The organism is Roseateles sp. GW823-FHT07B05 (genome assembly GCF_058794515.1).
Window position 1 is genome coordinate 97,090 of sequence record NZ_JBXAGX010000006.1, and the last position, 26,288, is coordinate 123,377.

The following is a 26,288-nucleotide window of genomic DNA, read 5'->3' on the forward strand; positions in this document are numbered from 1 at the left end:
CCGAAGTGGTGGACACGGCGGCATCACCAAGGACCAGAAAGCAAAGAACTGCGATGAATAGCGAGCGGTCAACTGTCGGATCAAGGCTCGTCATCTGCACGACCTGCAATGACGGCCAGGGGCAGCTGCTGCTGGAGGCAGCCGAGAACGAGGCGCTGGCGCGCGATCTGCCGCTGGCCATTCGCGGCCAGGCCTGCCTGGCGGCCTGCAAGCAGAGCTGCACGGCGGCGCTGATGGGCGCAGGCAAGCACAGCTATGTGTTCGGGCAGCTCGCGCCCGACGCGGCGAGCGTGGACGCGCTGCTGGACGTGGCCGGCCAGCATGCCGAGCCGGGTGACGGGCTGCTGGCCTGGAGCCGCCGGCCCGCCTGCCTGAAGACCGGGCTCATCGCCCGGCTGCCGCCGCTGTGATCAGCCTGCTGCTGCCGCTGGCCATCCTCGTCGCGCTGCTGGTGGACCGCCTCGGCGAGCCGCCGGCGTGGATGCATCCGGTCGTCGGCATGGGCCGCTACCTCGGCGCGTTCAAGCTGACCCGGCTGCCGCCGGCGCTCGCGTTCATCGCCGGCGCGCTGGTCTGGCTGGTGGGCGCCGCGCTCGTGGGCTTCATTGCGCTGTGGCTGGCGGGCTGGGTGCTGATCGCGCTGCAACCCTCGGCATCGTGGGCGCGCCTGCTCGGCGCCGCGGTGCTGCTGGGCCTGCTGCTGAAGCCGTTGCTCGCCTGGCGCATGCTGGCCGACGAAGCGATGGCCGTGGAGACGGCGCTGGCCGAGTCGCTGGACGCCGGCCGCGCGCGGCTGTCGCGCCTGGTCAGCCGCGACACGTCGGCGCTGACCGCCACCGAGGTGCGCGAGGCGGCCATCGAGACGCTGGCCGAGAACCTCAACGACTCGGTCATCGCGCCGCTGTTCTGGTTCGCCATCCTGGGCCTGCCCGGCGCGGCGATCTACCGCTTCGCCAACACGGCGGACGCGATGTGGGGCTACCGCGACGAGCGCGAGTGGAGCGGCAAGTGGGCGGCACGGGCGGACGACGTGCTGTCGTGGCTGCCCGCGCGGCTGACGGCGCTGGTCATCGCACCGCCATCGCTGAAGTTGCTTCGCGAAGCGCGCCGCACGCCGTCGCCCAACAGCGGCTGGCCCATGGCCGCGATGGCGCTGCGGCTGGGCCTGCGGCTGGGCAAGCCGGGCGTCTACACGCTGAACGCCGACGGCCGGCAGCCCGCGCCCGATGACCTGCACGCCGCGCGCACGGCGGCGTGGCACGCTGTGGCCCTGGGCGCCGCATTGATCGCCCTGCTCGCCTGGACATTGCGGTCATGAACCCTCCCCTGCTGCCCGAACACGGCGGCCCCGACGACGGGCCGGCGGCGACCTTCGACTTCTCCACCAACGCCAGCCCGCTGGGCCCGCCGCCCGCGCTGCTGGCCGCCGTGCAGGCCGCCGACCGGCGCGCCTATCCCGACCCGGCCTACCGCGCGCTGCGCCGCCGGCTGGGCCATGACGAGCTGGTGCTGCCCACGGCAGGCGGCGCCGAGGGCATACGCCGGCTGACGCTGGCCGCGCTGCTGGCCGGCCGCCGCGAGGTGTGGGTGCCGCAACCGGGCTTCGGCGACTACGCGCTGGCCGCACAGGCGCTGGGCCTGGCCGTGAAGCCCTACGCGCAGCCCGCGGACATCGCACCCACGGCACCAGCGCTCGTGTGGATCTGCGAGCCCTGCAACCCGACCGGCGCGAGCGTGGCCGCGTGGCCCGACCTGGGCGGGCACCTCGTCATCGTCGACCGCGCCTACGAGCCGCTGCGGCTGCAGGGCGACACGCCCGCGCTGCCGCCCGGCGCGTGGCAGCTGCACTGCCCCAACAAGGCGCTGGGGCTGACCGGCATCCGCGCCGGCTACGCGGTGGCGCCGGCGGCCGACGACGTGTGGCGCCACGCGCTGTCGCTGGCACCCAGCTGGGTGCTGTCGGCAGAAGGCGTCGCGATGCTGACGCACTGGCTGGACGACGACACGCAGGCCTGGCTGGCCCAGGCCCGCGCCACGCTGCGCGACTGGACCGCCGCGCAACGGGCGCTGCTCGCCGATGTGGACTGGCATCAGCAGCCCAGCACCACCAACTTCTGGCTGGCCCGCCCACCACGTGCGGACTACGCGCTGCGGCTGCGTGAGCGCGGATTGCGCGTGCGCGACGCCACCAGCTTCGGCCTGCCCGGCTGGGTGCGCATCGCGGCCCTGCCACCGACCGCACAACAAGCCCTGCAGCAGGCGCTGCTGGAGATCGAGGGAGAAGACGCATGAGCCGAGGCAAGGCAGTCATGGTGCTGGGCACCACCAGCGGCGCAGGCAAGAGCTGGCTGGCCACGGCGCTGTGCCGCTGGTACGCGCGGCAAGGCCTGAAGGTGGCGCCGTTCAAGGCGCAGAACATGAGCAACAACGCGCGTGTCGTCCCTGGGCTGAACGGCCTGATGGGCGAGATCGGCAGCGCGCAGTACTTCCAGGCGCTGGCCGCCAAGCGCGTGCCCGAGGTGCGCATGAACCCTGTGCTGCTCAAGCCCGAGGCCGACACGCAGAGCCAGGTGGTCGTGCTGGGCGAGGTGGATGCGCAGCTCTCCCGCATGCCGTGGCGCGAGCGCAGCGCGCTGCTGAAGCCCCGCGCCCGCGCCGCGCTGCACGAGCTGCTGAGCGAGAACGACGTCGTCGTCATCGAGGGCGCGGGCTCGCCGGCCGAGATCAACCTGGCGCCCAGCGACTACGTGAACCTGGGCACGGCGCGCGACGCCCGCGCGGCCTGCCTGCTGGTGACGGACATCGACCGCGGCGGTGCCTTCGCCCACCTGTACGGCACGCACCAGCTGATGCCCGAGGACGTGCGCGCGCAGGTCCAGGGCTTCGTGCTGAACCGCTTCCGCGGCGACGCCGGCCTGCTGGCGCCGGGCCCCGAGCAGCTGGAGCGGCTGACCGGCGTGCCCACCATCGCCACGCTGCCCATGTGGCGCGGCCACGGGCTGCCCGAGGAGGACGGCGTGTTCGACGACGCCAGCACCGGCAGCGGCGGCGGGCTGCACATCGCCGTCATCGCCTACCCGCGGCTGTCCAACCTCGACGAGTTCCAGCCGCTGCGCCAGCTGCCCGGCGTGCGGCTGAGCTGGGCGCGCGAACCGCGCGACCTGGCGGGCGCCGACTGGGTCATCCTGCCCGGCAGCAAGGCCACCGCGGCCGACCTGGCCTGGCTGCGCGCGCAGAAGCTGGACCTGGCCATCAGCGCCCACCGCGGCCGGATCCTGGGCATCTGCGGCGGACTGCAGATGCTGGGCGAGGCGCTCATCGACACGCACGGCGTGGACGGCAACGCGCCGGGCCTGGGCCTGCTGCCGCTGGTCACCGTGTTCGAGCCCGAGAAGCTGCTCAGCAACACGGCGCTGCGCTTCGACGCCGTCGACGGCCCGTGGGCCGCGCTGGCCGGCGTGCGCACCGAGGGCTACGAGATCCGCCACGGCCGCACGCAGCCGCACCCGGGCCTGCCGGCGCCGCAGGTGGCACTGCGCAACGCCGCCGGTGACGCCATCGGCTGGCAGGCCGGCCGTGTGCTGGGCGTGTACGCGCACGGCCTGTTCGAGCAGCCGGCCGTGCTGCAGGCGCTGTTCGGCCAGGCAGGCCGGCCGCTGGACGCGGTGTTCGACGGCCTCGCGGATTTCATTGACCTGCACTTCCAACCGGGCAAGATCGCGGCATTGATCGATTGAAGGAACTGCCATGCGCAGACTGCTCATCGCCGCGTTGACCGTACTGCCCGTGGCCGCCCACGCCTGGGGGGCCGACGGCCACCAGACCGTCGCCACGATTGCGGCCGGCCTCATCAAGGGCACGCCCGCCGAGGCACGCGTGGCCGCGCTGCTGGGCGACATGACGCTGGCGCAGGCCGCGCTGTGGGCCGACTGCGCCAAGGGCATCGTGCCGAGCAAGGGCTACACCTACCCGTCGCCCGGCAAGTACGCCGAATGCGCGCCGCTGGAAACACCCGCGCGCATCGCCGAGATGGCCGACTACGTGAAGCGCAACGACCGCCAGTGCGAGATCGGCGAGGACGAGGACAGCTGCCACCGGCAGACGCACTACGCCGACATCGCACCACAGCGCAGCCGCTACCTGCGCGGCTTCGTCGGCACGCGCGACGACGACGTCGTCGGCGCGCTGCGCACCGCCATCCTGGTGCTGCAGGGCAAGCCCGCCGACGGGCCGCCGCACTTCAAGAGCCCGCGCGAGGCGCTCATCGTGCTGACGCACCTGGTGGGCGACATCCACCAGCCGCTGCACATCGCCGCGCCCTACCTCGACGCGCAGGGCCAGCGCGTGGACCCCGACAAGAGGGGCTTCGACCCCGCCACCTTCACCGTCGGCGGCAACAGCCTGTGGGTGGTGGGCGCGCCCAAGCCGCCAGCGCCCACACCGGCGCCAGTCACCGGGCCCGCCGGCGGCCCGGGCGAGCCCGTGACGGCCGGCTTCGGCCCCGTGAAGCTGCACACCATCTGGGACGGCGTGCCCGACAAGTTCAGGCCCGAGCGCGTCAACGTCGCCTGGCTGGCCGAGGCGCGCAAGGTGCGCACCAACCAGGGCGACCCGCTCGACTGGCCAGCCCGCTGGGCCACGCAGTCGCTGGAGCTGGCGCGCGGCCCCGTGTTCGACGGCCTGAAGTTCGGGCCCAAGCAGGGCAGCCACTGGACCGTCGTGCTGCCCAGCGGCTACAGCGCCAAGGCCGATGCCATCAAGCGCCAGCAGCTCACGCAGGCCGGCGCGCGGCTGGCCTTCGTGCTGAAGGCGGTGTTCCCGAACTAGGGCTTGCCGCTGTGCAGCCGCGGCGGTTCACTGGCGGCCTTGCCGTGACCCCTGCCGCCCGACGATGCGCCCCTGGCTGATGGCCCTGCCCACCCTGCTGCTGCCCCTGGCCGCGGCCGCCGACGACACCCCCGCCGCGCTCGCGCAGGCGGCCGTCATCCTCACCATCTTCGACCGGCTGGACGGCGGCTGCGCCGGCCGCTACAGCGACGAACAGCGCGAACAGCTGCAGCGCTGGCAGGCCGCCAACGATGTCGACGCGCTGCGGGCCAAACTGCCCGAGCTGCGCGCCGATGCGGCACTGGCCGCCAAGCTGGACCGCTCCGCGCAGCAGATCGTGCAGGTCGCCCGCAGCAAGGGCGCCAGCGACTGCGCGGCCGCGGCCTCGCTGACGAAGCTGCCGGACGCGCAGTTCGGTCGGCTCGCGCTGACCCGCACCACGGCGCACGCGTCGCCGTCGCCACGCGAGCCCGCCGTGGCAGCGCCCGCGCCGGTGCCCGCGGCGACGCTGCAGCAGATCGACAGCTTCGCGTTCGCCACCCGCCCGAAGATGGGCCTGGGCGGCTTCATCGCGCTGGACATCTACCCGGTCGTGCTGTTCAGGAACGGCGAGCTGCTGACCGACGTGCGCGGCCTGCGCTTTGCCGGCGGGCTGGACGCGCACCGTGCGGCGCAGCCCGGCGCCTGGACCCGCTGGCGCCGCGACGGCGGCCAGCTGCAGCAGCTGAAGGCGGGCCAGTGGGCCAACCTGCCGTTCAAGCAGACCTACGCCACGCTGCCGGCCGACCTGCGCCTGGCCGGGCGCTTTCGCAGCGTCGGCGGCACCGGCAACGTCGCCGTGGGCGGTGCGCAGTCGGTGACCGTGGTGGACGAATACCGCTTCGGCGCCGACGGCCGCGTGGTGCGCAGCGGCGCAGTGGGCAGCACGGCGGCGGCGGGCGACACATCGGTCGCCACCCGCGGCGGGCCCGGCGAGCGCTCAGGCCGCTACCGCGTGGACGGGCTGCTGCTGCGCATCGACTACGACGACGGCACGCGCGAGCAACGCGTGCTGATCACCGACCCGGACAAGCCGGGCGGCGCGCTGTGGCTGGATGGGGAGAGCTATGTCGAGCGGCGGTGACGCGCGCTGTTCGCGGGACGCGCCCGCTGCAGCAACGGCAAGCGCGGCCCGTCACCCGAGGATCAGCTGCAGCGACCCCTGCAACGCCCGGATCAGCGCCTCCAGCGCCTGCAGCAGCCGCTCGCTGCCCTGGTGCATGCGCTGCACCGCATCGCCCTGCTCCACGCGCAGGCCGCGCAGCAGCACCAGCCAGGCCTCGTCCACCGCCGCGAACGCCGGCTGCAGCGCCGGGCCGGCCAGCGGCGCCGCGCGCACCTCGTCGTAGGCCTTGATGAACTCGTCCAGCCCCGCGGCCAGGCCGCTGGCGTCATGCCCCGGCATCACCTGCGCCAGCAGGCCCTCCTTGGCCAGCCGCTGGCTCAGCAGCCGCAGCCGTGTGACCTGCGCCAGCAGCCCCACGGGCCGCTGGCCGGCGCGCTCGGACAGGCGCGCCACCAGCGTCTCGCTGCTCTCCAGCAGGCGCTGCGCGGCGCGGTCGCTGCGGGCCAGGTCGGGCTGGCGGGCGGACAGCGCCGCGTCCAGCTGCGCCCAGGCGCCCGACACGGCGGCCAGCTCCTCCACCAGGTCGTTGCGCAGCAGCTCGTTCAGCCGCGCCAGGTTGGCGGCCACACGCTCGGCGGAGGCGTCCAGCAGCGCCTGAGCCTCGCGGCGCTCCGGCGGCGCCAGCTTGGGCCAGGCCCGCAGCGCCTGCAGCTTGACGAGGCGCTGGCTCAGCATGCGCTGCGCGCCGGCGCGCTCCAGCGCCTCGGCCAGCTCGCTGGTGTGCACCACGCCCCGCGCCACCTCGGGCAGCTTGGACTGCGTCTGCATCGCCGTGTTGCGCAGCAGCGCGAAGGCGGCGGCCTCGTCGATGCCGCGCGCCTGCATCAGCAGCCCCTTGGCGCGCTCGGTCCACTTGCGCTCGTCGAGCCTGGCCTGCGCGGCGCTGTCGCGCGCCTGCAGCTGGGCGGCGAGGTCACGGGCCCACAACAGCGCCTGTTCCAGCGCAGCCGCGTCGGCCTCGGGCGGCAGCCACTGCAGCACGCCGCGGGCCAGCAGCTTCTGGCGCTCGGCGGCGCCGGGTGCCGGCGACAGCAGCACCACCGGCAGGCCGAAAGCCCGTTCGGAGTGCAGAAACTGCGCCAAGGCGGTGCGGTCGGGGCACCACAGCAGGCCCAGCGCCGACCCTTGGTCGGGCGGCGCAGGCTCTGAAACGGTGCACGTGGCCCAGCCCAAGGTCTGCAGGGACGCAGCTTGCGGCGGGGGTTCGGGGCTGCAGAGCAGCAGTGGCAGCGCAGGGGCGGAAGACGGTTCGGACATGGCTTCGGGGTTCACGCCCCAAAACGGCGCAAGAAACAGGCCAGCGTCGCTGCCAGCCCTCAGGCATGAGGTTTGCGAGTAGCGGTCGTGGCGCCTGCAATGGTGCAGGCCGCCTTCCCGCTGCACCGTCCTGCCGCCCTGGCACGACTGCGGGGCAGGCTCGCGTGGCAGCCAGCCCGAAGAGCCCAAGATGTCCGCACCGCTGAGTTTCAAAAATGCCGGCCACAGCCCCACGCTGTTCGCCGCCTTCCTGTATTTCGCGTTCTCCTGCTGCATCTGGGTGCTCAACGGCGCGCTCGCGCCCTTCATCAGCGAGGCCTACAACCTGACGCCGGCCCAGAAGGGGCTGATGCTGTCGATCCCCATCATGGCCGGCGCGCTGATGCGCTTCCCGCTGGGGCTGCTGTCGCAGTACATCGGCCGCAAGAACGCGACGCTGGTGGAGATGGGCATGATCGCCGTGGCCATGCTGTACGGCTTCTTCATGGTGAAGAGCTACGACGACCTGCTGGCCATGGGCGTGCTGCTGGGCATCGCCGGTGCCAGCTTCGGCGTCGCTTTGAGCCTGGGCTCCGGCTGGTACCCGCCGCAGTACAAGGGCCTGGCGATGGGGCTGGTGGGCGCGGGCAACGTGGGCACGGCGGTGTCGGTGCTGGTGGCGCCGCCGCTGGCGCAGGCCTATGGCTGGCAGACCGTCTACGCCATCGCGGCCGCGGCCATCCTGCTGCCGATGATCGTCATGATCGTGTTCGCCAAGGAGCCGCCCGACGTCGACGCCCACGCCTCCATGCGCGAGCACGTCGCCTGCCTGTTCGAGAAGGACGGCTGGGCCTTCAGCCTGATCTACGGCGTGACGTTCGGCGGCTTCATCGGCCTGACGACCTTCCTGCCCACCTACTACTACGACCAGTTCGGTGTCTCCAAGGTGCAGGCCGGCCAGTTGACGATGCTGGCGGCGTTCATGGGCGCGGCGGTGCGCGTCGTCGGCGGCGCGCTGTCGGACCGCCTGGGCGGCGTCAACGTGCTGACGCTGGTGCTCGTCGTCGTCGCCATCAGCCTGACCGGTGTGGGCCTGGCCAGCGGCTCGCTGGTGCTGACGACGCTGTTGCTCATCGTCTGCTTCGCGGCCCTCGGCGCCGGCAATGGCGCGCTGTTCCAGCTGGTGCCGCTGCGCTGGCCCGCGGCCACGGCCGTGGCGGGTTCGATGATCGGCGAGATCGGCGCCCTGGGCGGCGGCCTGGTGCCCAACCTGATGGGCCTGTCCAAGCAGCACGCCGGCACTTACCTGTGGGGCTTCGTCATCTTCGCCGTGCTGGCCGTGGCGATGCTGGGCGTCATGCGCGTGATGCAGATCCGCTGGACGCGCACCTGGGCCGAGAAGGGCGGCCGCGCCCGCCGCGCGGCAGTGGCCGCCGACGCCGAGCCGACGCACTACCAGCGCGTCTGAGGTCTGAGCCCCGCGCAGTTCAGCGCGGCAGGAACACCAGCCACGCGATCAGCAGCAGGTTGAACAGCACCGACACGCCGAACGCGATCTGCCAGCCCGACACAACCTCGCGCGCGGCGCGGGTTGCCCGCGGCGGGTCCGCCGGCTGGTCGCGCGCAGCCAGCCGCTCCAGCGCCAGCAGCAGCTCCTCGGCCGTCTCGAAGCGCGCCCGGGCCTCGCGCGCGATGGCGCGCATGACGACGCGGTCCAGCGGCATGGGCACGCTGGGCTGCAGCCGGCTGACGCTGGGCGGCTCGCGCCGGTAGCGGCCCAGCTGGTAGGGCTCGATCTCGCCATAGGGCAGCCGGCCGGTCAGCGCCTGGTACAGCGTGACGCCCAGCGCGAACAGGTCCGAACCCGCGTCCGGCGGCGCCGGCGGGTCCTGCCACTGCTCGGGGTTGATGTAGCTGGGCGTGCCGGCATGCAGCTCGCGCGCGGCGGCCGACGAGCGGCGGCTCAGCGCCACGCCCAGGTCCAGCACACGCCACTGGCCGTCGTCGCCCAGGTGCAGGTTGGCCGGCTTCAAGTCGCGGTGCACGACGCCGGCTGCGTGCAGCAGACTCAGGGACCGCGCCACCGCCGTGCCCAGCGCCAGTGCCTGGCCGGCGTCCAGCGGGCCCTTGGCCAGCAACTGCTCCAGCGTGTGGCCCTGGTGCCAGTCGAACACGGCGTAGAAGTGCGTGGCGCCATCGGCCGGCGCGTGCACGCGCACGAAGCCGCTGCCGGCACCGCCGCCACCGCGCCGGTTGCGCGGTGCCTCGGCCAGCCGCAGGCCCAGCCAGATCTCGTGGGCCAGCATGGCGCGCTCCTCGGGGTCGTCGGCGCGGCCCGGGCGCAGCATCTTCAGCGCCACCAGCCGGCCCGTGGCCAGCTCGCGCGCCTGCAGCAGCCGGTGCACGCCGTTGTCGGCCACCAGCGCAGTGACCTGGTAGCCGTCCAGCTGGGCGCCCACGCCCAGCGGGCCGGGGCTGGGCAGCGTGCGGCCCAGCGCGGCCAGGTCGTTGAGCCCGGGGTCGGCCAGATCCTTGACGTCCAGCACCAGCGCGGTGGCGTTGTCGTGGCTGCCGGCGGCCAGCGCCGCGGCGGTCAGCGCGTCGGCGGCCGCCTGTGCGCCGGGCGTGGCGCGCAGCAGGTCGGCGATCTGGCGACTGCGCAGCGCGCCGTGCACGCCGTCGCTGGTCAGCAGCAGGCGGTCGCCCACCTTGAGCTCGCCCTCGCTGTGGTCCAGCCGCAGCGCATCGTCCAGGCCCAGCGCGCGCGTCAGGCCGGCGAAGTCGCGCCGCTCCAGGCGGTGGTCCTGCGTCAGCAGCAGGCACTGGCCATCGCGCAGCAGCCAGGCGCGGCTGTCGCCGATGTGGGCCAGCGCGTAGCGGCGGCCGCGCAACGCCACGGCGGTCAGCGTCGTCAGCGCCTCGCGCGGCTGGCCGTCGGGGCCGGGGCGGCGGTTGTGCGAGGCCAGCCAGGCGTTCTGGTGGCCCAGCAGCCGGTCCAGCGCAACGCTGGTGTCCCAGTCGGCCGGCACGCCGTGGAAGTCGCGCAGCAGGCTCATCACCGAGGTCTGCGCGGCCATCAGGCCATCGCCCGCGGTGCCCTCGCCGCCGCTGACGCCGTCGGCCAGCGCCGCCACCCAGCCACGCTCGGCCTCGTGCGCGGCGGGCGCCTGCACGCCCGCGAAATCTTCGTTGCGCGCGCGTTTGCCCTGCAGGCTGGACAGGCCGGTATCGAGTTCGAAGCGCATGGGTGTGGATGGTCTCTGCGTTGTGCGGGCCGAGCGCCGGGCCGCTCCCAAGCCGGCCCGCTCAGGCGATGTGCTTGCGGCTCAACGCCACAAGCATCGCCGTCCCCTCGGGGGACCGATCAGCCCGCCTGCGTTCAGCAGGCGCGGGCTGAGCGAGGGGCACCATTTTTGGGATGAGTGCACCCGCACCGGGCTGAATTGGGCTTCGGCGTGGGGCGCCGCCAGGCGTTTTTCACGCTGCGGCCGTCTGGAGGCCAGCTTCTTCGCTGGCACATCGCTTGCGATGCAAGGGTCAGACCAGCTTTTGCAGCAAGGGGACTCGCGTGAAGAAGATGAAGCTCGTGATGGTGGGCAACGGCATGGCCGGCGTGCGCACGCTCGAGGAGCTGCTGAAGATCAACCCGGGCCTCTACGACATCACCGTCTTCGGCGCCGAACCGCACCCGAACTACAACCGCATCCTGCTGTCGCCGGTGCTGGCGGGCGAGCAGACGCTGGACGAGATCATCCTGAACCCGCGCTCCTGGTACGAGGCGCACGGCATCACGCTGCACCTGGGCACCACGGTGACCGACATCGACCGCGTGCACCGCCGAGTCCACGCGACGGACGCTGACGGCCGCCCGGTGACGGCCGACTACGACCGCCTGCTCGTCGCCACCGGCTCCACGCCGTTCGTGCCGCCGGTGCCGGGCCGCGCGCTGGCCGGCGTCATCAGCTACCGCGACATCGCCGACACCACGGCCATGATCGAGGCGGCCGCGAAGTACCGGCATGCCGTCGTCATCGGCGGCGGCGTGCTGGGCCTGGAGGCCGCCCACGGGCTGCTGCTGCGCGGCATGCAGGTGACCGTCGTGCATCTGGGCGGGACGCTGATGGAGCGGCAGCTGGACGCCGCGGCCGGCGACCTGCTGCGCCAGACGCTGGTGGAGCGCGGCCTGCGCTTCGAGCTGGCCGCGCAGACGCAGGCGCTGCTGGCCGGCGACGAGGGCCGCGTGCGCGCCGTGCAGTTGCAGGACGCGCAGGGCCGCGGCTTCGAGGTGCCGGCCGATCTCGTCGTCATGGCCGCGGGCATCCGCCCCAACACCGCGCTGGCCGAGCGCGCCGGGCTGCTGTGCCAGCGCGGCATCGTCGTCACCGACACGATGCAGACCGTCACCGACCCGCGCATCTACGCGGTGGGCGAATGCGCCGCGCACCGCGGCGTGGCCTACGGGCTGGTGGCGCCGCTGTTCGAGCAGGGCCGCGTGCTGGCCACGCACCTGGCGCAGGTCGGCACCGGCCGCTACCGCGGCTCGGACATCAGCACCAAGCTCAAGGTGACCGGCATCGACCTGTTCAGCGCCGGCAACTTCACGGGCGGCGCGGGCACGGAGGAGATCGTGCTGAGCAACCCGCCGGCCAAGGTCTACAAGAAGCTGGTGATCCAGGACGGCCGGCTGGTGGGCGCCTGCCTGTACGGCGACACGGCGGACGGCCCCTGGTACTTCCGGCTGCTGCGCGAAGGCCGCCGCATCGACGACATCCGCGACCGGCTGATGTTCGGCGAGGTGGCGGCATGAGGACGGCGATGCCTACCTGGTACGAACCCTGCTATGTGAGGGAGGAGCCGACACCCTTCGGCTCGCCCCCCGCAGCTCACCCCAGCCCGCATGCCAGCCTCGCGTCGCCTGTTCCTCCGCGCCATCAGCGCCGTCGGTGCCACCACCCCGCTCTCCGCCCTGTGTCAGCCCGCCACACGCACGCCCCCCAGCCTCGCCGCGCTGAGCCAGCGCATGGGCAAGGCCTGGCTGTGCATGGCCGACCCGGCGCTGGAAGCACCGGCACGGGACACGCTGGCCGCCAGCTGCACCGCCTTTGGGCAGCAGCTGGCGCAGATGAGCCTGAATCCGGGCACGCCGGAGCAGGCCGGCAGCCTGCGCGCACTGGCGCGCCGCTACGAGGACTACCAGGCCCTGCTGGCCGGCACGCCCAGCGTCGAGGCGCACCGGGCGCTGCTGTCGGTGGCCAACGAGATGCTGACGCTGGCCATGCTGGCCAACGGCTCGCGGGCCGACCTGCCCTGGCAGGCACGCATGGCCTCGCGCCAGCGGCTGCTGTCGCAACGCGTGGCGCTGCTGGGGCTGCTGAGCCCCGGGGCCGAGACGGTGCGCCGCGAGCGCCAGTCGGCCATCTACGAGTTCGAGGCCGGCCTGCAGACGCTGCGCAGCGCCGGCAGCCCCACGCTGCGCGCCGGCCTGGCGCAGGCCGAGGCCGCCTGGGAGCCGCTGAAGGACGGTGCCAGCACACGCCGCGCGGTGCCGGTGTTCATGGCCAGCGAGCAGTTGCTGACCGTCATGGACGCGATGACCGAGCACTGCCTGCGCCTGGCCGCCTGAGCTCAGGCCTGGCCGCGGGAGCGCGGCCATGAGCGAGACCCGCTCCACCTGCCCCTACTGCGGCGTCGGCTGCGGCGTTGTCATCGAGCATGACGGCGCGCAGATCACCGGCGTGCGCGGCGACCCCGACCACCCGGCCAACTTCGGCCGGCTGTGCACCAAGGGCACCAACCTGCACCTGACGGCCACGCCGGTGGTGCTGCAGCACCAGCGCCTGCGCGAGCCGGCCAGGCGCGCGGCCCGCGGCGCCACGCCCGAAGTCATCAGCTGGGACCAGGCCAACCGCGAGATCGCCGACCGGCTACTGGCCATCCGCGCACAGCACGGCCCCGAGGCCATCGGCGTCTACATCTCCGGACAGCTGCTGACCGAGGACTACCACGCGTTCAACAAGCTGGCCCGCGCCGTCATCGGCACGCCGCACATCGACTCCAACTCGCGGCTGTGCATGAGCTCGGCCGTCGTCGGCTACAAGCAGTCGCTGGGTGCCGATGCGCCGCCCTGCAGCTACGAAGACATCGAGCTGGCGGACTGCATCCTCGTCAGCGGCGCCAACCCGGCCTGGGCCCACCCCATCCTGTTCCGCCGGCTCGAAGCCGCGCGCAACGGCAAGCCCGCGCACAAGCTCATCGTCATCGACCCGCGCCGCACCGAGACCGCCGAGCTGGCAGACCTGCACCTGCAACTCCGCCACGGCACCGACGTGGCGCTGAGCCACGCGCTGCTGCACGCCGTCATCGCGCGGGGCTGGGTGGACGAGGCCTTCATCGCGGCGTCCACCACCGGCTTCGATGCGCTGCAGGCGCTGGTGGCCGACTGGCCGCCCGCCCGCGCGGCCGAGGTCTGCGGCGTGGCCGAGGCCGACATCTGGCAGGCCGCCGAATGGTTCGCCACGTCGCCCGCCTCGCTGAGCCTGTACTGCCAGGGCCTGAACCAGAGCAGCGCCGGCACGGCCAAGAACACCGCGCTCATCAACCTGCACCTGGCCACCGGCCAGATCGGCCGCGCCGGTGCCGGCCCGTTCTCGCTGACCGGCCAGCCCAACGCGATGGGCGGCCGCGAGAGCGGCGGCATGGCCACGCTGCTGCCCGGCCACCGCGACCCGGGCCAGGCCGCAGACTGGGCCGAGATCGAGGCGCTGTGGGGCGTTCCTGGCTTGCCCGGCAAACGGGGCCACACGGCCGTCGAGATGTTCGAGGCCGCCGCGCGCGGGGAGATCAAGGCGCTGTGGATTGCCTGCACCAACCCCGCGCAGTCCATGCCCGACCAGGCCACCGTGCGTGCGGCGCTGGAGCGCTGCGAGCTGGTCATCCTGCAGGAGGCCTTCGCCCACACGGCCACGGCCCGGTACGCCGACTACCTGCTGCCCGCCGCCACCTGGGGCGAGAAGGACGGCACCGTCACGAACAGCGAGCGCCGCATCAGCCGCGTGCGCGCCGCCGTGCCGGCCGCCGGCGAGGCCCGTGCCGACTGGCGCATCGCCCGCGACATCGCCGCGCTGATCGACGCCGGCCTGGGCCACGCCACGCGCCTCAACGCCGGCAACGCCGAAGACCTGTGGCTGGAGCACCGCGCCGCCACGCGCGGGCGCGACCTCGACATCACCGGCCTCAGCTGGGCCACGCTGGACGCGGACGGCCCGCAGCAATGGCCCTTCGTCACCGGCAGCACACCGCGGCTGTACACCGACGGCCGCTTCGCGACCGCCGACGGCCGGGCCCGCTTCATCGCCAAGCCTTACCTGCCCACCGCCGAAGCCACCGCGCCCGACCGCCCCTTCGGCCTGACCACCGGCCGGCTGCGCGACCAGTGGCACGGCATGAGCCGCAGCGGCAGCGTGCCGCGGCTGTTCGCGCACGAGGGCCGGCCGCTGGTGCGCATCCACCCCGACGACGCCGAGCACGCCCGGCTGGCCGATGGCGCGCTGGCCCGCGTGCGCTCCGTGCGCGGCGAGGTGGTGCTGCCGGTGCGACTGGACGCCAACATCGCGCCGGGCGGCGCCGACATCGCAATGCACTGGGGCGACGAGTTCCTCGGCGCGCAGCTGGGCATCAACGCCGTCACGCAGGGTGCCTTCTGCCCCGACTCCAAGCAGCCCGAGCTGAAGTTCAGCGCCGTCGCCATCGAGCCAGCCGCGCTGCCGTGGCGGGTCAGCGCCTGCGCCTGGGTGGCACCCGAAGACGGCCCGCGCCTGCGCGAGCGGCTGCGCGCGCTGATGCCGCGATTCGGCTACGCGCACTGTCTGCCCGAGCCGGGCGGGGATGGACGGGTCGGCTGGGCCTTCGAGGCCGCCAGCGCCGACGCGCCCGCGCCGGCGCTGGTCGACGAACTGGCCGCGCTGCTGGGCCTGACCGGCGCCGACGTGCTGCGCTATGCCGACGCGCAGCGCCGCCGCCTGCGCCTGCTGGCGCTGGACGCGGGCGAGCCGCAGGCCGCACCGCTGCGGGCACTGCTGCGCGTGGGCCTGCAGCATGAAGGCGCCTGGCTGGTGGACCTGTGGCGCGAGCGCGCGGCCGCCAGCGCCGCCGGCCGCTGGCTGCTGTCGCCCGATGCGCCGCCCGCCACGACGGCGGCCGCCAGCCCGCAGGTCTGCAACTGCTTCGACGTGCGCGAGGACGTCATCCGCTTCACGCTGCAGCGCTGCAGCGGCACGCCGGCCGAGCGGCTGGCGCAGTTGCAGGGCGAGAAGAAGTGCGGCACGCAATGCGGCTCCTGCCTGCCGGCGCTGCGGCGCCTGGTTGCCACGACACCCGAGGAGGTGCCGGCATGAGCCACGTCGTCTCGCTGGTGGGTGCCGGCCCCGGCGACCCGGAACTGCTGACCGTACGCGCCGTGAAGCGCATCGAGGCGGCCGACGTCGTGCTGGCCGACGACCTCATCGATCCACGCATGCTGGCGCTGGTGAAGGGCCGGCTGCTGCGCGTCGGCAAGCGCGGCGGCTGCATCTCGACGGACCAGCACTTCATCCACGCACTGATGATCCGTGAGGCGAAAGCCGGCCACCGCGTCGTGCGCCTCAAGGGCGGCGACCCGTTCGTCTTCGGCCGCGGCGGCGAGGAGGCCGACGCGCTGCGCGAGGCCGGCCTCGATGTGGAAATCGTCTCGGGCCTCACTAGCGGCATCGCCGGTCCGGCCGCCGTCGGCATCCCGGTCACCGACCGGCGCGCGTCGCCCGGCGTCATCCTCGTCACCGGCCACCCGGGCGAAGGCCGCGCCGAGCCCGACTGGGCGGCGCTGGCCCGCACCGGCCTGACGCTGGTCATCTACATGGGCGTGGCCCGCGCCGCGCACATCACCGCGCAGCTACTGGCCGCCGGCCTGAAGCCCGGCCTGCCCGCCGCCATCGTCAGCGCCGCCCACACCACCCGCCAGCGCCACGCGGTGACGACGCTGGCCGGCCTGCCCGGCTGCATCGCCCGCGAGGGGCTGGAAAGCCCAGCGCTGCTGGTCATCGGCGATGTGGCCGCGCACGCGGCGGCCGGCCAGATTGAGGCGCTCGTCAGTTCAGCTTGAAGCTGGACACCAGCCCCGCCAGCCGCACCGCCTGCTCCTTCAGCGACTGAGCGGCCGCAGCGGACTGCTCCACCAGCGCGGCGTTCTGCTGCGTCATCTGGTCCAGCTCGGTCACGGTGCCGTTGACCTGCGCGATGCCCTGGCTCTGCTCGGCAGCGGCCGCGCTGATCTCGCCGATCATGTCCGTCACGCGCTGCACCGAGCCGACGATGTCGGTCATCGTCGTGCCGGCGTCGTTGACGAGATGGGTGCCCGCCTCGACGCGCTCGACGCTGGCGCCGATCAGCGCCTTGATCTCGCGCGCGGCCTCGGCCGAGCGCTGCGCCAGCAGCCGCACCTCGCCGGCCACGACCGCAAAGCCGCGGCCCTGCTCGCCGGCTCGGGCGGCCTCCACGGCCGCGTTCAGCGCCAGGATGTTGGTCTGGAACGCGATGCCGTCGATGGTGCCGATGATGTCGGCGATCTTCTTGCTGGCCGTGTTGATCTCGCCCATGGTGCTGACCACGCGCGACACCACCTCGCCGCCGCGCCCCGCCGTCTCGGCGGCGGCGCCTGCTAGTTGCTTGGCCGTCATCGCCGAATCGGCGCTCTGGCCCACGGTACCGGTTAGCTCGCTCATCGCGCTGGACGCCTGCTGCAGGTTGGACGCGGTCTGCTCGGTGCGCTGGCTCAGGTCCATGTTGCCGGTGGCCACCTCGGTGGACGCGACCTGGATGCTCTCGGCCGACTCGCGCACCTGGCCCACGATGCCGGACAGCGACTTCTGCATGGCCGCCAGCGCCTGCATCATCTCGGCGGACTCGTCGGTGCCGCTCACCTCGGGCGCCCGCGACAGGTCACCGCCGGCCATGCGCTCGGCAAAGCCCTTGGCCGCCATCAGCGGCCCGATGATGGAGCGCGAGATGCGCACCGCCAGCGCGCCGCCGATGACCACGCAGGCGACGAACGCGACGATGAAGCCGACGAAGACACCGCCCACCAGGCTGTTGACCTGCGTAAAGACCGCGTCGCCACGGGCCTTCAGGTCGCTCTCGATGTTGTTGAGCATGGCCAGCGCGGGGTCGTAGGCGGCGTCGGCGCCCTTCATCGCCTCGAAGGCCTCCTGCGCATCGGGGTAGCCGTCGGCGGCCAGCTTCTCGGCCACCGGCAGCACGGCCTTGCGGTACTCGGCCATCAGGCCGCGGAACTTGACCAGGCCCTGCTTGCCCTTCTCCTCGGTGGAGATGGCGCCGAACTCGTCCATCGCCTTGTCCAGGCCCGCCTGCATGGCGTCCCAGTCCTTGCGCGCGCGGGCCGTGCCGTCCTTGTTGAAGATGGAGGCCACCATCGTCGACGTCGCCGTCTTGCTCTGCAGCAGGTAGCTGCGCGCGGCCATCGTGATGTTGGACGCCGGGATGAGCTTCTGCGTGATGCCCTGCAGGGCCTTCTGCGACACATTGAGCCCGAAGCCGCCGACGACCGCCAGCAGCGCGGTCAGCAACAGGATCAGGCCGAAGGCCAGCCAGAGCCGGGCTTGGATGCGGAGGCGGCGCAGCATGGGGAGTCTCCTGAGCGCGTAGGCGCAATATTTGATTGAAGCAGAAACCCCCGGCCAAGCCGGAAAACCTGCTGGTAGGCTCGCGGCATCGTTCACGCCACGGCCCACCATGAGCTTTCTGGCCATCGACATCGGCAACACCCGGCTCAAATGGGCCCTCTACGCGAGCGGCGCCGAGCCCGGCAGCCCGCCGCTGCAGCATGGCGCCGTCTTCCTAGAGAACATCGACCGGCTGGCCGACGAGGCCTGGCAAGGCCTGCCCCCGCCGACGCGCGTGCTGGGCAGCAACGTCGCCGGCGACGCCGTGCGCCGCCGCGTCGAGGAGCAGATGGAGCACTGGGACCTGACGCCGCGCTGGGTCGTGCCGTCACCCGAGGCCGCCGGCATCCGCAACGGCTACGACCACCCCACCCGCCTGGGCGCCGACCGCTGGGTGGCCGTCATCGGCGCGCACGCGCACGCCAGGAAGCGCGGCTTCGACGGCCCGGTGCTGACCGTCATGGTGGGCACGGCAGTGACGGTGGACGCGCTGTCCACCGACGGCCAGTTCCTGGGCGGCCTGATCCTGCCCGGCCACGGCATCATGCTGCGCGCGCTGGAAGGCGGCACCGCCGGCCTGCGCGTGCCCACCGGCGAGGTACGCGACTTTCCCACCAACACCAGCGACGCGCTGACCACCGGCGGCACTTTCGCCATCACCGGTGCCATCGAGCGCATGCATCGCCTGTTGCGCCAACGCGAGGGCCGCGAGCCCCTGCTGTTGATGACCGGTGGCGCCGGCTGGAAGGTGGCGCCGGCGCTGGATGCGCCGCATGAACTGGTGGAAGGGTTGATCTTCGACGGGTTGCTGGCGGTGGATGCGGCGCGGGGCTGAGTCGCGGCGGCTGCACGCGCCGAGGGCCGCTGCCGCAGGCCTACCACTCCCGTTTCGCCTGCTCAAAAAGCCGGCTCAGTGCGGGCACCTTCAAGAACGCGTCGACCAGCTGAACCGCCAGGTCCCTGCCGGCCACGGTGTCGCTGGCGTAATGCAGGCCGGCGATTTCCCGGTTGCGCGCCACGCCGTAAGCCTCGGCGAACAACTCGTCTCTCTTGGCCGGGAACATCCGTGCATAGAGCTCGGCGATCATGTGTGCCTGCGTCGAGTGCCCGCTGGGATAGGCGGGATGGCCCGGATGCAGCGCATCCTTCGGGTCGGGGAACATCGGCGCCAGCGGCAAGTCGCAGCAGTGATGCGGCCGGCCGCGATTGAACTGCTCCTTGAGCTTGAACGTGACGGGCACGGCGTCCTGCAGCATGGCGTCGATCAGCATGGCGGTGGCACGCGGCGAGACGTTCGGTATCAGCGGCCCGATGACCTTCTGCACCGGCGCGATCGCCTTGTAGGCGTTGATGGCCTGCGTGTCGATCGCCCCCTTGTATGCATCACGTTCGCCCTTGGCCGCCAGCAGCGCACGGCACTCCTTCTCCAGTGGGTTCGGGTCGGGATCGTCCAGATGGATGGTGCTGGGCCAGGTCGAATCCAGGTGCTCCAGCTTTCGACCGCTGTAGGTCCTGAAGTCACCGCTCCAGGCGTCGCGCGGAAACGGGTTGGGTTTGAACCAAGGCATGGTCGCTCCTAGAACGCGCCCATCGCGGCGAACGTGACCAGCGACAGTGCCTTCGCATCCTTGCTCCAGGCCCGCCCTTCGGGGCTGTCCAGCCAGAGGTAGGCCACCGACTTGTTGCCGATGATGACCTGGAACTCATGCTTGAGGTCGCCGCCGTCGTCATCGCCACCAATCACGTCATGCGAGTCGAAGCCCCACGCGCCGGCCAGGGAGGCTCCCGCAAAGATCATCTTGCGGTTGGACGGCGGCACCGGCCCATTCCTGATTTCGACCGGCGCCGGCGGCGGCGGCACCAGCATCGAGGTCGGCGGGTCGAAGGCGCGAATCGACGGGGGCACGCCGCCATGACGGAAGCTCGCCGCGACCCGCCCCGCTGCATCGTCCGCATCGCCCGCATCGGCGCGGCCTTCGTCCGTGATCGCCGGCGCCCAGGCAAGCGTCATGTCCGCCACATCGATGTCCGCATTGGCCGCCCGAGGCTTGGCGGTGCTGCTGACCGTCTTCACCCAGCAGTGATGATGCTTGATCCGCTCCATGTTGAACCTTTCTAATGGGGTTTGCGCCGCCATAGCGTCGGCATCGCAAGCTTAGAAAACAAGGGAGGCGTGTGGCTATTGGTCGTTTGCCCGATACCTTGGCACTTGGACTTTGCTTGATTGCCGTCCTTTGTCTCAGGTCGGACCAATCACTTGCAGAGCCACGCTGGCGCGGGCTGTTCCTCGGCCGCGTCTCCGCGGCGGTCGATTCCTCGTTCGGCCGGCTGACATCGGCCATGAAGCGCCTGGAGCTGCCCGCGGGAAGCCGCATCGACATCGACTTCGTTTCGGTGGGCGGGGCCGACGGATTGATCGATGACCAACTCGTCCGGCGTGCGATCGCGACGAAGCCGGACCTGCTGATCGCGCCGAACGGCTCCGCAGCGGTCGCGGCCCGGCGGCTCGGGGGTGCGGTCCCGCTGGTCTTCGCCAGCTACCTGGACCCCGTGCGCGGCGGCATCGTGTCCAGCCTGCTGCCCAGGCCGGAAGCCGCCACGGGCGTCTGGGTCGTGGACGAACTCGACCCCAAGCGCATAGAGATCCTCAGCGACGCCTACCCGGGCATGCGAAGCATCGCGGTGATGGGCGACCGGTCCTGGAGCAAGAACGTCGATGCACCGCGCACGCTGGCCACGGGGCGCTTCATCGCCGGCCTCCAGGTGACCGTGCTGCTGGCGGACACCCTGGAGGAAGCCCGGGCCATCCTGTCCCGACCGCAGTCCAGGAACTTCGACGCCTGGTGCATCCCGCGCTCGTACACGGCGCTGCTGGCTGGCCAGGAAATCATCGACACGCTGCGCAACTGGGGGAAGCCGGTGATCTTCGGCAGCCATGACCTGGTGCTGGCCGGCGGCCCCGTGGCCTATGCACCCGACACGTCGCAGGTCTGGGCGGCCATGGCGTCGCTGGTCTGGCGAGTCCGCCAAGGTGAGTTCGCGGGCAGCCTCCCCGTCGAACGGCCCCAGCGCTTCGTGCTTTCGGTGCGCGCGACCCAGGACACCGGGCTGCCCCCCCCTCACATTTCCGTCGTGCGCAAAGCGGACATCGTCATCCGATGACGCCCGATCCAGGCTCCGGCGCGCGCGCGTCCGTCTTTCGCTATCGCCCGCTGGCCCATCGCTACGCGGTTCGCATGTGCGGGCTGATGCTCACCCTGCTGCTTCTGTCGGGGTTGATCGAAGCGGTCTTTGTGTATCGCAGCTCCATCGAAAGGGTGGAGGCAGTGCAGGAGGTCCAGGCTGAAGGCGCTGCCCGGGAGATATCGGCCTACTTCAACGTCATCGAGGTGGGACTGCATGACGTGGCCAAGATGCCTTGGGGTCAATCCGGGTATGGCACCGCGCAACGGCGCGAAGAGTTTCATCGCCTCATGCAGCTTGTTCCTTCGATCATCGAGCTGCGCGTCGTGGATGCCCACGCCCGAGAGCAGTTGCTGACCTCCAAGGCGAACGTCGACCAGATCGCCTCGGGCATCCCCTTCGACGAACCCGAGCTGGTGCCGAACGCCGCCACGACGGGCATGTTGAGGGGTCGCACGTTCTTCCGCGATGGCCACCTGCCGACGGTTCGCGTGGCGGCCTTCGATGGCAGCGGGGGCATCGTGGCGACGATCGACCTGCGGCTGCTCAACGAGGTCGTGTCCCGGCTGCATGCGGGGGAAGGCGGGCTGGCCTACGTGGTGGATGCGCAGGACCACCTGATTGCCCATGCGCAGCCGACCTGGGTGCTCGGACGCCCTGACATCTCGCGGTCCGCAGCCGTGATCAAGGCCCGCGAGAGCCGCTCAAGGCCCGTCCTGGTGCGGGGACTGGCCACCACCGATCTGAAGGGCGCGGCCGTCATCGTCACGGCCGCCGCGGTGCCGAAGGTCGATTGGGTCGTTTTCATGGAGCAAAAGCAGGATACGGCGCTGCGCTCGGTATGGAGCGCACTGGCACGCACAGGCGCGCTGATGCTCGTGGGCGGCGTGGCGGCATTGGTCTTCGGCATCCTGTTTGCACGCCGCATGGCGGCCCCGATCGTGGCGCTGCGGGATGCCACGGCACGCGTGGCCGAAGGTGATCTGGACAGCGTGGTGACCGTGGCCCGCCACGATGAGATCGAGGACCTCGCTCAGGGCTTCAACTACATGTCGTCGCGATTGCGGGAGTCTTACGCCAGCCTCGAAGCCAAGGTCGCCGAGCGCACGGCCCAGCTTTGCGCCGCCCGCGACGAAGCCGAACGCGCCAACGCCGCCAAGACCCGCTTCCTGGCCGCCGCCAGCCACGACCTGCGCCAGCCGATGCACTCGATCAGCCTGCTGCTGGGCGTGCTGCAGAGCCGGCTGGACAGCCCTGAGCACATGGCGTTGGCCGACAAGATCCAGTCCTCCGTCGCGACGATGGAGAGCCTGTTCGGCAACCTGCTGGACATCTCCAAGCTGGACGCCGGCGCGATGCAGGCGCATGTGGAGGACGTGGACCTCGGCTGGCTGCTGCATCGCCTGGAGCAGACCTGGGCGCCGCAGGCCGCTGAGAAGGGGCTGCGGCTGCGCGTGCGCGCGTGCAACCTCATCGTGCGCGGCGATGCTGCGCTGCTGGAGCGCATCGCCGGCAACCTGGTCGCCAACGCGATCCGCTACACGCACCATGGCGGGGTGGTGGTCGGCTGCCGGCGCCGCGGCAGCAATGTCGAGCTGCAGGTCTGGGACAGCGGGCCCGGCATCGAGCCGCGCTACCGCGAAGCGATCTTCGAGGAGTTCTTCCGCATCGAGGCGCCCGGCACGGGCGCAGAGAAGGGGCTGGGACTGGGCCTGTCCATCGTGCAGCGCTGCGCCCACCTGCTGGGCTACAGCCTCATCGTGTCCAGCCGCGTCGGGCGCGGGTCGGTGTTCCGGCTGGTCATGCCGCTCAGCGGCTCAGTGGCTCCGCTGTCGCGCCTGTCACCACGCCACGCGGCCAGCCAGCAGGCGCTGGAGGGGCGCTTCATCGTCATCGTCGACGACGAGGACATGAACGCGCAGGCACTGGTGAACGCGCTGCAGGGCTGCCGTTGCCACGTGGTGGCTGGCGCGGGCTGCGACCAGGTGCTGGCCGAGCTGCAGCAGCATCTGCGTGTGCCCGACCTCATCGTCACGGACTATCAACTAGGCAGCGGGCGCGACGGCTTCGAAGTCATCTCGCGGCTGCGCCAGCACTACGACGACGACATCCCGGCGCTGATGGTCACCGCCAATACCGACGCCGACCTGCAGCCTCGCGCCAGCGCGGCCGGCGCGCGGCTGCTGCACAAACCCATCGGGCTTCAGCGGTTGCTGGAGGCGATGCAGGCATCACTGGCGTCCTGACCGGCCACGGGCTCCTCGAAGCGCAGCCCCATGCGGCCCGCCGCCAGCACGGCCTGGGTGCGTGTCGTCACGTTCAGCGCCCGCAGCACGGCCGAGGTGTGCGCCTTCACGGTGCTCAGCGACAGGTTGAGCTGCCGCCCGATGAGCTTGGCCGGCTTGCCCTGCAGCAGCAGGTGCAGCACGTCGGCCTGGCGCGGCGTCAGGCCGAGGTCCGCAGGCCGGCGGGCGGTGATGGGCGCTGCGGCAACGGCAGCCACCTGTGTGGGTGCCGCGGCGACGGCCGGCGCCGCGCGCGCTGCCAGGAAGACCGACGGCGGCAAGTAGATGCCCTTGGCGAGGATGAGCCGCAACGCCCCCAGCATGACCTGCGACGTCGAGCTCTTGGGAATGAAACCCATCGCACCGGCGTCCAGCACGGCCATCACGGTGTCCTTGTCGTCGGACGACGACATCACCACAACCGGCACCTCCGGGTGTTCCTGACGCAGCCGCTGCAGCCCCTCCAGGCCCGACAGCCCCGGCAGGCCAAGGTCGATCAGCACGAGGTCGGCGCTGCCGCGCTGCGCCAGCAGCTCGAAGGCGGCCTCGCAACTGCCCGCCTCCCAGGTCTCCAGCCCTTCCAGCAGCGGCCTCAACAGCAACGCCACGCCCTCGCGGAACAAGGGGTGGTCATCGATCAACAGAATTTTCATGGGCAGTCTCCCCGCTGGCGATCATGGTATCGACGCCTTCGGCGCACGGCTCGGCCCTTTGGGTTGGCCAAATGGCCCAGGCTCCCGGGCGGCGCCACAGCGTACTTCTGGTCAATGGCGGAGCCGACGGACGCTCACCAAACTTGTGGACAGAAGCCGGCGCCGTCGCGCCGCTGAGGCTCAGGGGGTTTCCATGTTGCTCACCGCCGCGTCCGAGTCCGAACGCATGTTCGTCCCAGCCACGTCGCCGCACCAAGTGCTTGGCGCTTTGCCTCAGCCGCTGCTGGTGCTGCGCCCCGACCGCCGGCTGCTGTTCGCCAATACCAGCGCCGAGCGCCTGCTGGCCGAACAGCTGGGCCAGGTCCGCGCCGACCACCTGATGAGCCTGGGCCAGCTCGGCGCCGCACAGCTGGGCGAAGTGCTCACCCAGGCCGCGCAGGGCACGTCTTCGCGCACCGGCCTGTGGTTCACCCCCAGCCTGGCCACCGGCTGGCTGCATGCGGCGCCGCTGGCACCAGCGATCACGCAGGCCTGCGACTGGCCGCTGCAGAGCGTGCTGCTGGCCGTGCACCTGGACCAGCCCGCGCTGACCCAGGCGGCGCGCATCGACGCGCTGACCCGCCAGTGCCGCCTCAGCCAGGCCGAGCGCCACGTGCTGCTGCTGCTGGCAGACGGCGAACCGGTGGAGGCGACATCGCGCCACCTGGGGCTGTGCGTCAGCACCGTGCGCAGCCATGTGCGCAGCCTGCTGGGCAAGACGCAGGCCCCCAACCTGATGCAGCTGCTGCGCTGGACGGGCAGCGCCCAGGCGCTGCCGCACTGAGCGCGGGGAAGGGTAGCAAGCCCTGCCCAGGCTACCGCCTAGAGGATGAACCGGCTCAAGTCCTCGTTGGCGGCCAGCGCACCCAGCTTGGCCTCCACCGCCGCCGCATCCAGCGACAGCGTCTGGCCGGAACGGTTGGGGGCGTCGAAGCTGATCTCGTCCAGCAGCCGCTCCATCACCGTCGCCAGGCGGCGCGCACCGATGTTCTCGGTGCGCTCGTTCACCTCGAACGCGATCTGCGCCAGGCGGCGGATGGCGTCGGGCTGCAGGTCCAGCGTGACGCCTTCCGTCGCCAGCAGCGCCTGGTACTGCTTGACGAGGCTGGCGTGCGTGCTGGTGAGGATGGCCTCGAAGTCGGCAACGGACAGCGAGTCCAGCTCCACGCGGATGGGCAGCCGGCCCTGCAGTTCCGGGATCAGGTCGCTGGGCTTGGCGAGGTGGAAGGCGCCGCTGGCGATGAAGAGGATGTGGTCGGTCTTCACGAGGCCGTACTTGGTGGACACCGTCGTGCCTTCCACCAGCGGCAGCAGGTCGCGCTGCACACCCTGGCGCGACACCTCGGCCCCACCCTGCTCGCTGCGCGACGCAACCTTGTCGATCTCGTCGATGAAGACGATGCCCATCTCCTGCGCGTTGGCCAGCGCGGTCGCGCGGGTCTCTTCCTCGTTGACGAGCTTGGCGGCTTCCTCGTCCACCAGCAGCTTCATCGCCTCGCCGATCTTGAGCTTGCGCGTCTTCTTCTGGCCGGCGCCGATCTGGCCGAACATGCCCTTCAACTGCTCGGCCATGTCCTCCATGCCGGGCTGGTTGCCGAACGGCGTCAGCACTTCCAGGCTGGGCTTGGGCGCCAGCAGGTCCAGCTCGATGTCCTTGTCGTTCAGCTGACCCTCGCGCAGCTTCTTGCGGAAGGCCTGGCGCGTCGCGTTGTCGGCCTCGGAGCCGGGCAGCAGCACGTCGAGGATGCGGTCCTCGGCGGCGTCCTCGGCGCGCGTCTGGCAGCGGCGCATGGCCACCTCGCGCTCCTGCTTGACGGCCACCTCGACGAGGTCGCGGATGATGGAATCCACGTCCTTGCCGACATAGCCCACCTCGGTGAACTTGGTGGCCTCGACCTTGATGAAGGGCGCGCCGGCCAGCCGGGCGAGGCGGCGTGCGATCTCGGTCTTGCCGACACCGGTCGGCCCGATCATCAGGATGTTCTTGGGCGTGATCTCGCCACGTAGCTTGTCGTCCACCTGCTGGCGGCGCCAGCGGTTGCGCATCGCGATGGCGACGGCGCGCTTGGCGGCGTTCTGGCCGACGATGTGGCGGTCCAGCTCGGAGACGATTTCTTGAGGCGTCATGCTGCTCATTGGAGGCCCTCGTTCGATGAGACCATCGACCGATCCCCCGAGGGGATGGTCG

Annotated in this window: 21 protein-coding genes and 1 pseudogene; 15 read left to right on the plus strand and 7 right to left on the minus strand. The window is 71.7% G+C overall.

Annotation, left to right across the window (positions count from 1 at the left end):
• The first annotated feature begins 53 nt into the window (after nt 1-53).
• The 6 genes from AC1Q7O_RS14795 (at nt 54) to AC1Q7O_RS14820 (ending at nt 5,950) form a co-directional block, all read left to right on the plus strand.
• A complete protein-coding gene (locus AC1Q7O_RS14795) occupies nt 54-410 on the plus strand; it encodes a DUF1636 family protein (protein ID WP_492657861.1) in 357 nt (118 codons plus the stop codon).
• Nucleotides 410-1,318: an adenosylcobinamide-phosphate synthase CbiB gene (cbiB, locus tag AC1Q7O_RS14800; RefSeq protein WP_492658102.1), complete on the plus strand. Its 909-nt coding sequence runs from the start codon at nt 410-412 to the stop codon at nt 1,316-1,318. The genes AC1Q7O_RS14795 and cbiB overlap by 1 nt, the downstream gene beginning before the upstream one ends.
• Nucleotides 1,315-2,292, plus strand: a complete 978-nt coding sequence (locus AC1Q7O_RS14805) for an aminotransferase class I/II-fold pyridoxal phosphate-dependent enzyme (protein ID WP_492657862.1) — start codon at nt 1,315-1,317, stop codon at nt 2,290-2,292. Before cbiB ends, AC1Q7O_RS14805 begins: the two co-directional genes overlap by 4 nt.
• Complete coding sequence (locus AC1Q7O_RS14810) at nt 2,289-3,737, plus strand: cobyric acid synthase (RefSeq protein WP_492657863.1); 1,449 nt, start codon at nt 2,289-2,291, stop codon at nt 3,735-3,737. The genes AC1Q7O_RS14805 and AC1Q7O_RS14810 overlap by 4 nt, the downstream gene beginning before the upstream one ends.
• Nucleotides 3,738-3,747: 10 nt before the next feature.
• The gene (locus AC1Q7O_RS14815; RefSeq protein WP_492657864.1) at nt 3,748-4,827 is read left to right on the plus strand and encodes a S1/P1 nuclease; all 1,080 of its coding nucleotides are present in this window, start codon (nt 3,748-3,750) and stop codon (nt 4,825-4,827) included.
• A 64-nt stretch (nt 4,828-4,891) separates the two neighbouring features.
• A complete protein-coding gene (locus tag AC1Q7O_RS14820; RefSeq protein WP_492657865.1) occupies nt 4,892-5,950 on the plus strand; it encodes a hypothetical protein in 1,059 nt (352 codons plus the stop codon).
• A 51-nt stretch (nt 5,951-6,001) separates the two neighbouring features.
• Here AC1Q7O_RS14820 and AC1Q7O_RS14825 read toward each other — a convergent pair whose 3' ends face one another.
• Nucleotides 6,002-7,075: an ANTAR domain-containing protein gene (locus AC1Q7O_RS14825; RefSeq protein WP_492657866.1), complete on the minus strand. Its 1,074-nt coding sequence runs from the start codon at nt 7,073-7,075 to the stop codon at nt 6,002-6,004.
• Between the two features lie 364 nt (nt 7,076-7,439).
• Here AC1Q7O_RS14825 and AC1Q7O_RS14830 point away from each other — a divergent pair, with 364 nt between their 5' ends.
• Entirely contained in the window at nt 7,440-8,696 is a 1,257-nt protein-coding gene (locus AC1Q7O_RS14830) for an MFS transporter (RefSeq protein WP_492657867.1), read from the plus strand.
• A gap of 19 nt (nt 8,697-8,715) precedes the next feature.
• Here the strand turns inward: AC1Q7O_RS14830 and AC1Q7O_RS14835 are convergent, their stop codons facing one another.
• On the minus strand, nt 8,716-10,473 hold the full coding sequence (locus AC1Q7O_RS14835) for a bifunctional protein-serine/threonine kinase/phosphatase (protein WP_492657868.1): 1,758 nt from the start codon (nt 10,471-10,473) through the stop codon (nt 8,716-8,718).
• Nucleotides 10,474-10,796: 323 nt separating this feature from the next.
• On the opposite strand from AC1Q7O_RS14835, the pseudogene AC1Q7O_RS14840 reads away from it, so the two are divergent.
• The 4 genes and pseudogenes from AC1Q7O_RS14840 to cobA all read left to right on the plus strand — a co-directional run.
• Nucleotides 10,797-12,023: pseudogene (locus AC1Q7O_RS14840) on the plus strand (NAD(P)/FAD-dependent oxidoreductase); the annotation flags it as partial.
• Nucleotides 12,024-12,125: 102 nt separating this feature from the next.
• Entirely contained in the window at nt 12,126-12,851 is a 726-nt protein-coding gene (locus tag AC1Q7O_RS14845; RefSeq protein WP_492657869.1) for a hypothetical protein, read from the plus strand.
• 28 nt (nt 12,852-12,879) lie between these two features.
• Nucleotides 12,880-15,621 (plus strand): nitrate reductase, encoded by a 2,742-nt coding sequence (locus tag AC1Q7O_RS14850; RefSeq protein WP_492657870.1) that lies wholly within the window; start codon nt 12,880-12,882, stop codon nt 15,619-15,621.
• Entirely contained in the window at nt 15,618-16,364 is a 747-nt protein-coding gene (cobA, locus tag AC1Q7O_RS14855) for a uroporphyrinogen-III C-methyltransferase (protein ID WP_492657871.1), read from the plus strand. Before AC1Q7O_RS14850 ends, cobA begins: the two co-directional genes overlap by 4 nt.
• On the opposite strand, the gene AC1Q7O_RS14860 is transcribed toward cobA, so the two are convergent.
• Nucleotides 16,351-17,901, minus strand: coding sequence for a methyl-accepting chemotaxis protein (locus AC1Q7O_RS14860; RefSeq protein ID WP_492657872.1), 1,551 nt, complete (start codon nt 17,899-17,901; stop codon nt 16,351-16,353). The two genes, cobA and AC1Q7O_RS14860, sit on opposite strands and share 14 nt — an antisense overlap.
• A gap of 109 nt (nt 17,902-18,010) precedes the next feature.
• On the opposite strand from AC1Q7O_RS14860, the gene AC1Q7O_RS14865 reads away from it, so the two are divergent.
• Nucleotides 18,011-18,775: a type III pantothenate kinase gene (locus tag AC1Q7O_RS14865; RefSeq protein WP_492657873.1), complete on the plus strand. Its 765-nt coding sequence runs from the start codon at nt 18,011-18,013 to the stop codon at nt 18,773-18,775.
• Between the two features lie 40 nt (nt 18,776-18,815).
• Here AC1Q7O_RS14865 and AC1Q7O_RS14870 read toward each other — a convergent pair whose 3' ends face one another.
• Nucleotides 18,816-19,508: a phosphatase PAP2 family protein gene (locus tag AC1Q7O_RS14870; protein ID WP_492657874.1), complete on the minus strand. Its 693-nt coding sequence runs from the start codon at nt 19,506-19,508 to the stop codon at nt 18,816-18,818.
• Nucleotides 19,509-19,516: 8 nt separating this feature from the next.
• Nucleotides 19,517-20,044 (minus strand): hypothetical protein, encoded by a 528-nt coding sequence (locus AC1Q7O_RS14875; protein WP_492657875.1) that lies wholly within the window; start codon nt 20,042-20,044, stop codon nt 19,517-19,519.
• A gap of 236 nt (nt 20,045-20,280) precedes the next feature.
• Between AC1Q7O_RS14875 and AC1Q7O_RS14880 the strand changes: the two genes are divergently transcribed.
• Both AC1Q7O_RS14880 and AC1Q7O_RS14885 read left to right on the plus strand, forming a co-directional pair.
• Nucleotides 20,281-21,102 (plus strand): ABC transporter substrate binding protein, encoded by an 822-nt coding sequence (locus AC1Q7O_RS14880; RefSeq protein WP_492657876.1) that lies wholly within the window; start codon nt 20,281-20,283, stop codon nt 21,100-21,102.
• A complete protein-coding gene (locus tag AC1Q7O_RS14885) occupies nt 21,099-23,369 on the plus strand; it encodes an ATP-binding response regulator (RefSeq protein WP_492657877.1) in 2,271 nt (756 codons plus the stop codon). The genes AC1Q7O_RS14880 and AC1Q7O_RS14885 overlap by 4 nt, the downstream gene beginning before the upstream one ends.
• Here AC1Q7O_RS14885 and AC1Q7O_RS14890 read toward each other — a convergent pair.
• The gene (locus tag AC1Q7O_RS14890) at nt 23,327-24,061 is read right to left on the minus strand and encodes a response regulator (protein ID WP_492657878.1); all 735 of its coding nucleotides are present in this window, start codon (nt 24,059-24,061) and stop codon (nt 23,327-23,329) included. The two genes, AC1Q7O_RS14885 and AC1Q7O_RS14890, sit on opposite strands and share 43 nt — an antisense overlap.
• 193 nt (nt 24,062-24,254) lie before the next feature.
• Here AC1Q7O_RS14890 and AC1Q7O_RS14895 point away from each other — a divergent pair, with 193 nt between their 5' ends.
• Nucleotides 24,255-24,884, plus strand: a complete 630-nt coding sequence (locus AC1Q7O_RS14895) for a helix-turn-helix transcriptional regulator (protein WP_492657879.1) — start codon at nt 24,255-24,257, stop codon at nt 24,882-24,884.
• Between the two features lie 38 nt (nt 24,885-24,922).
• On the opposite strand, the gene hslU is transcribed toward AC1Q7O_RS14895, so the two are convergent.
• Nucleotides 24,923-26,236 (minus strand): ATP-dependent protease ATPase subunit HslU, encoded by a 1,314-nt coding sequence (gene hslU, locus AC1Q7O_RS14900; protein ID WP_492657880.1) that lies wholly within the window; start codon nt 26,234-26,236, stop codon nt 24,923-24,925.
• Nucleotides 26,237-26,288 lie beyond the last annotated feature (52 nt).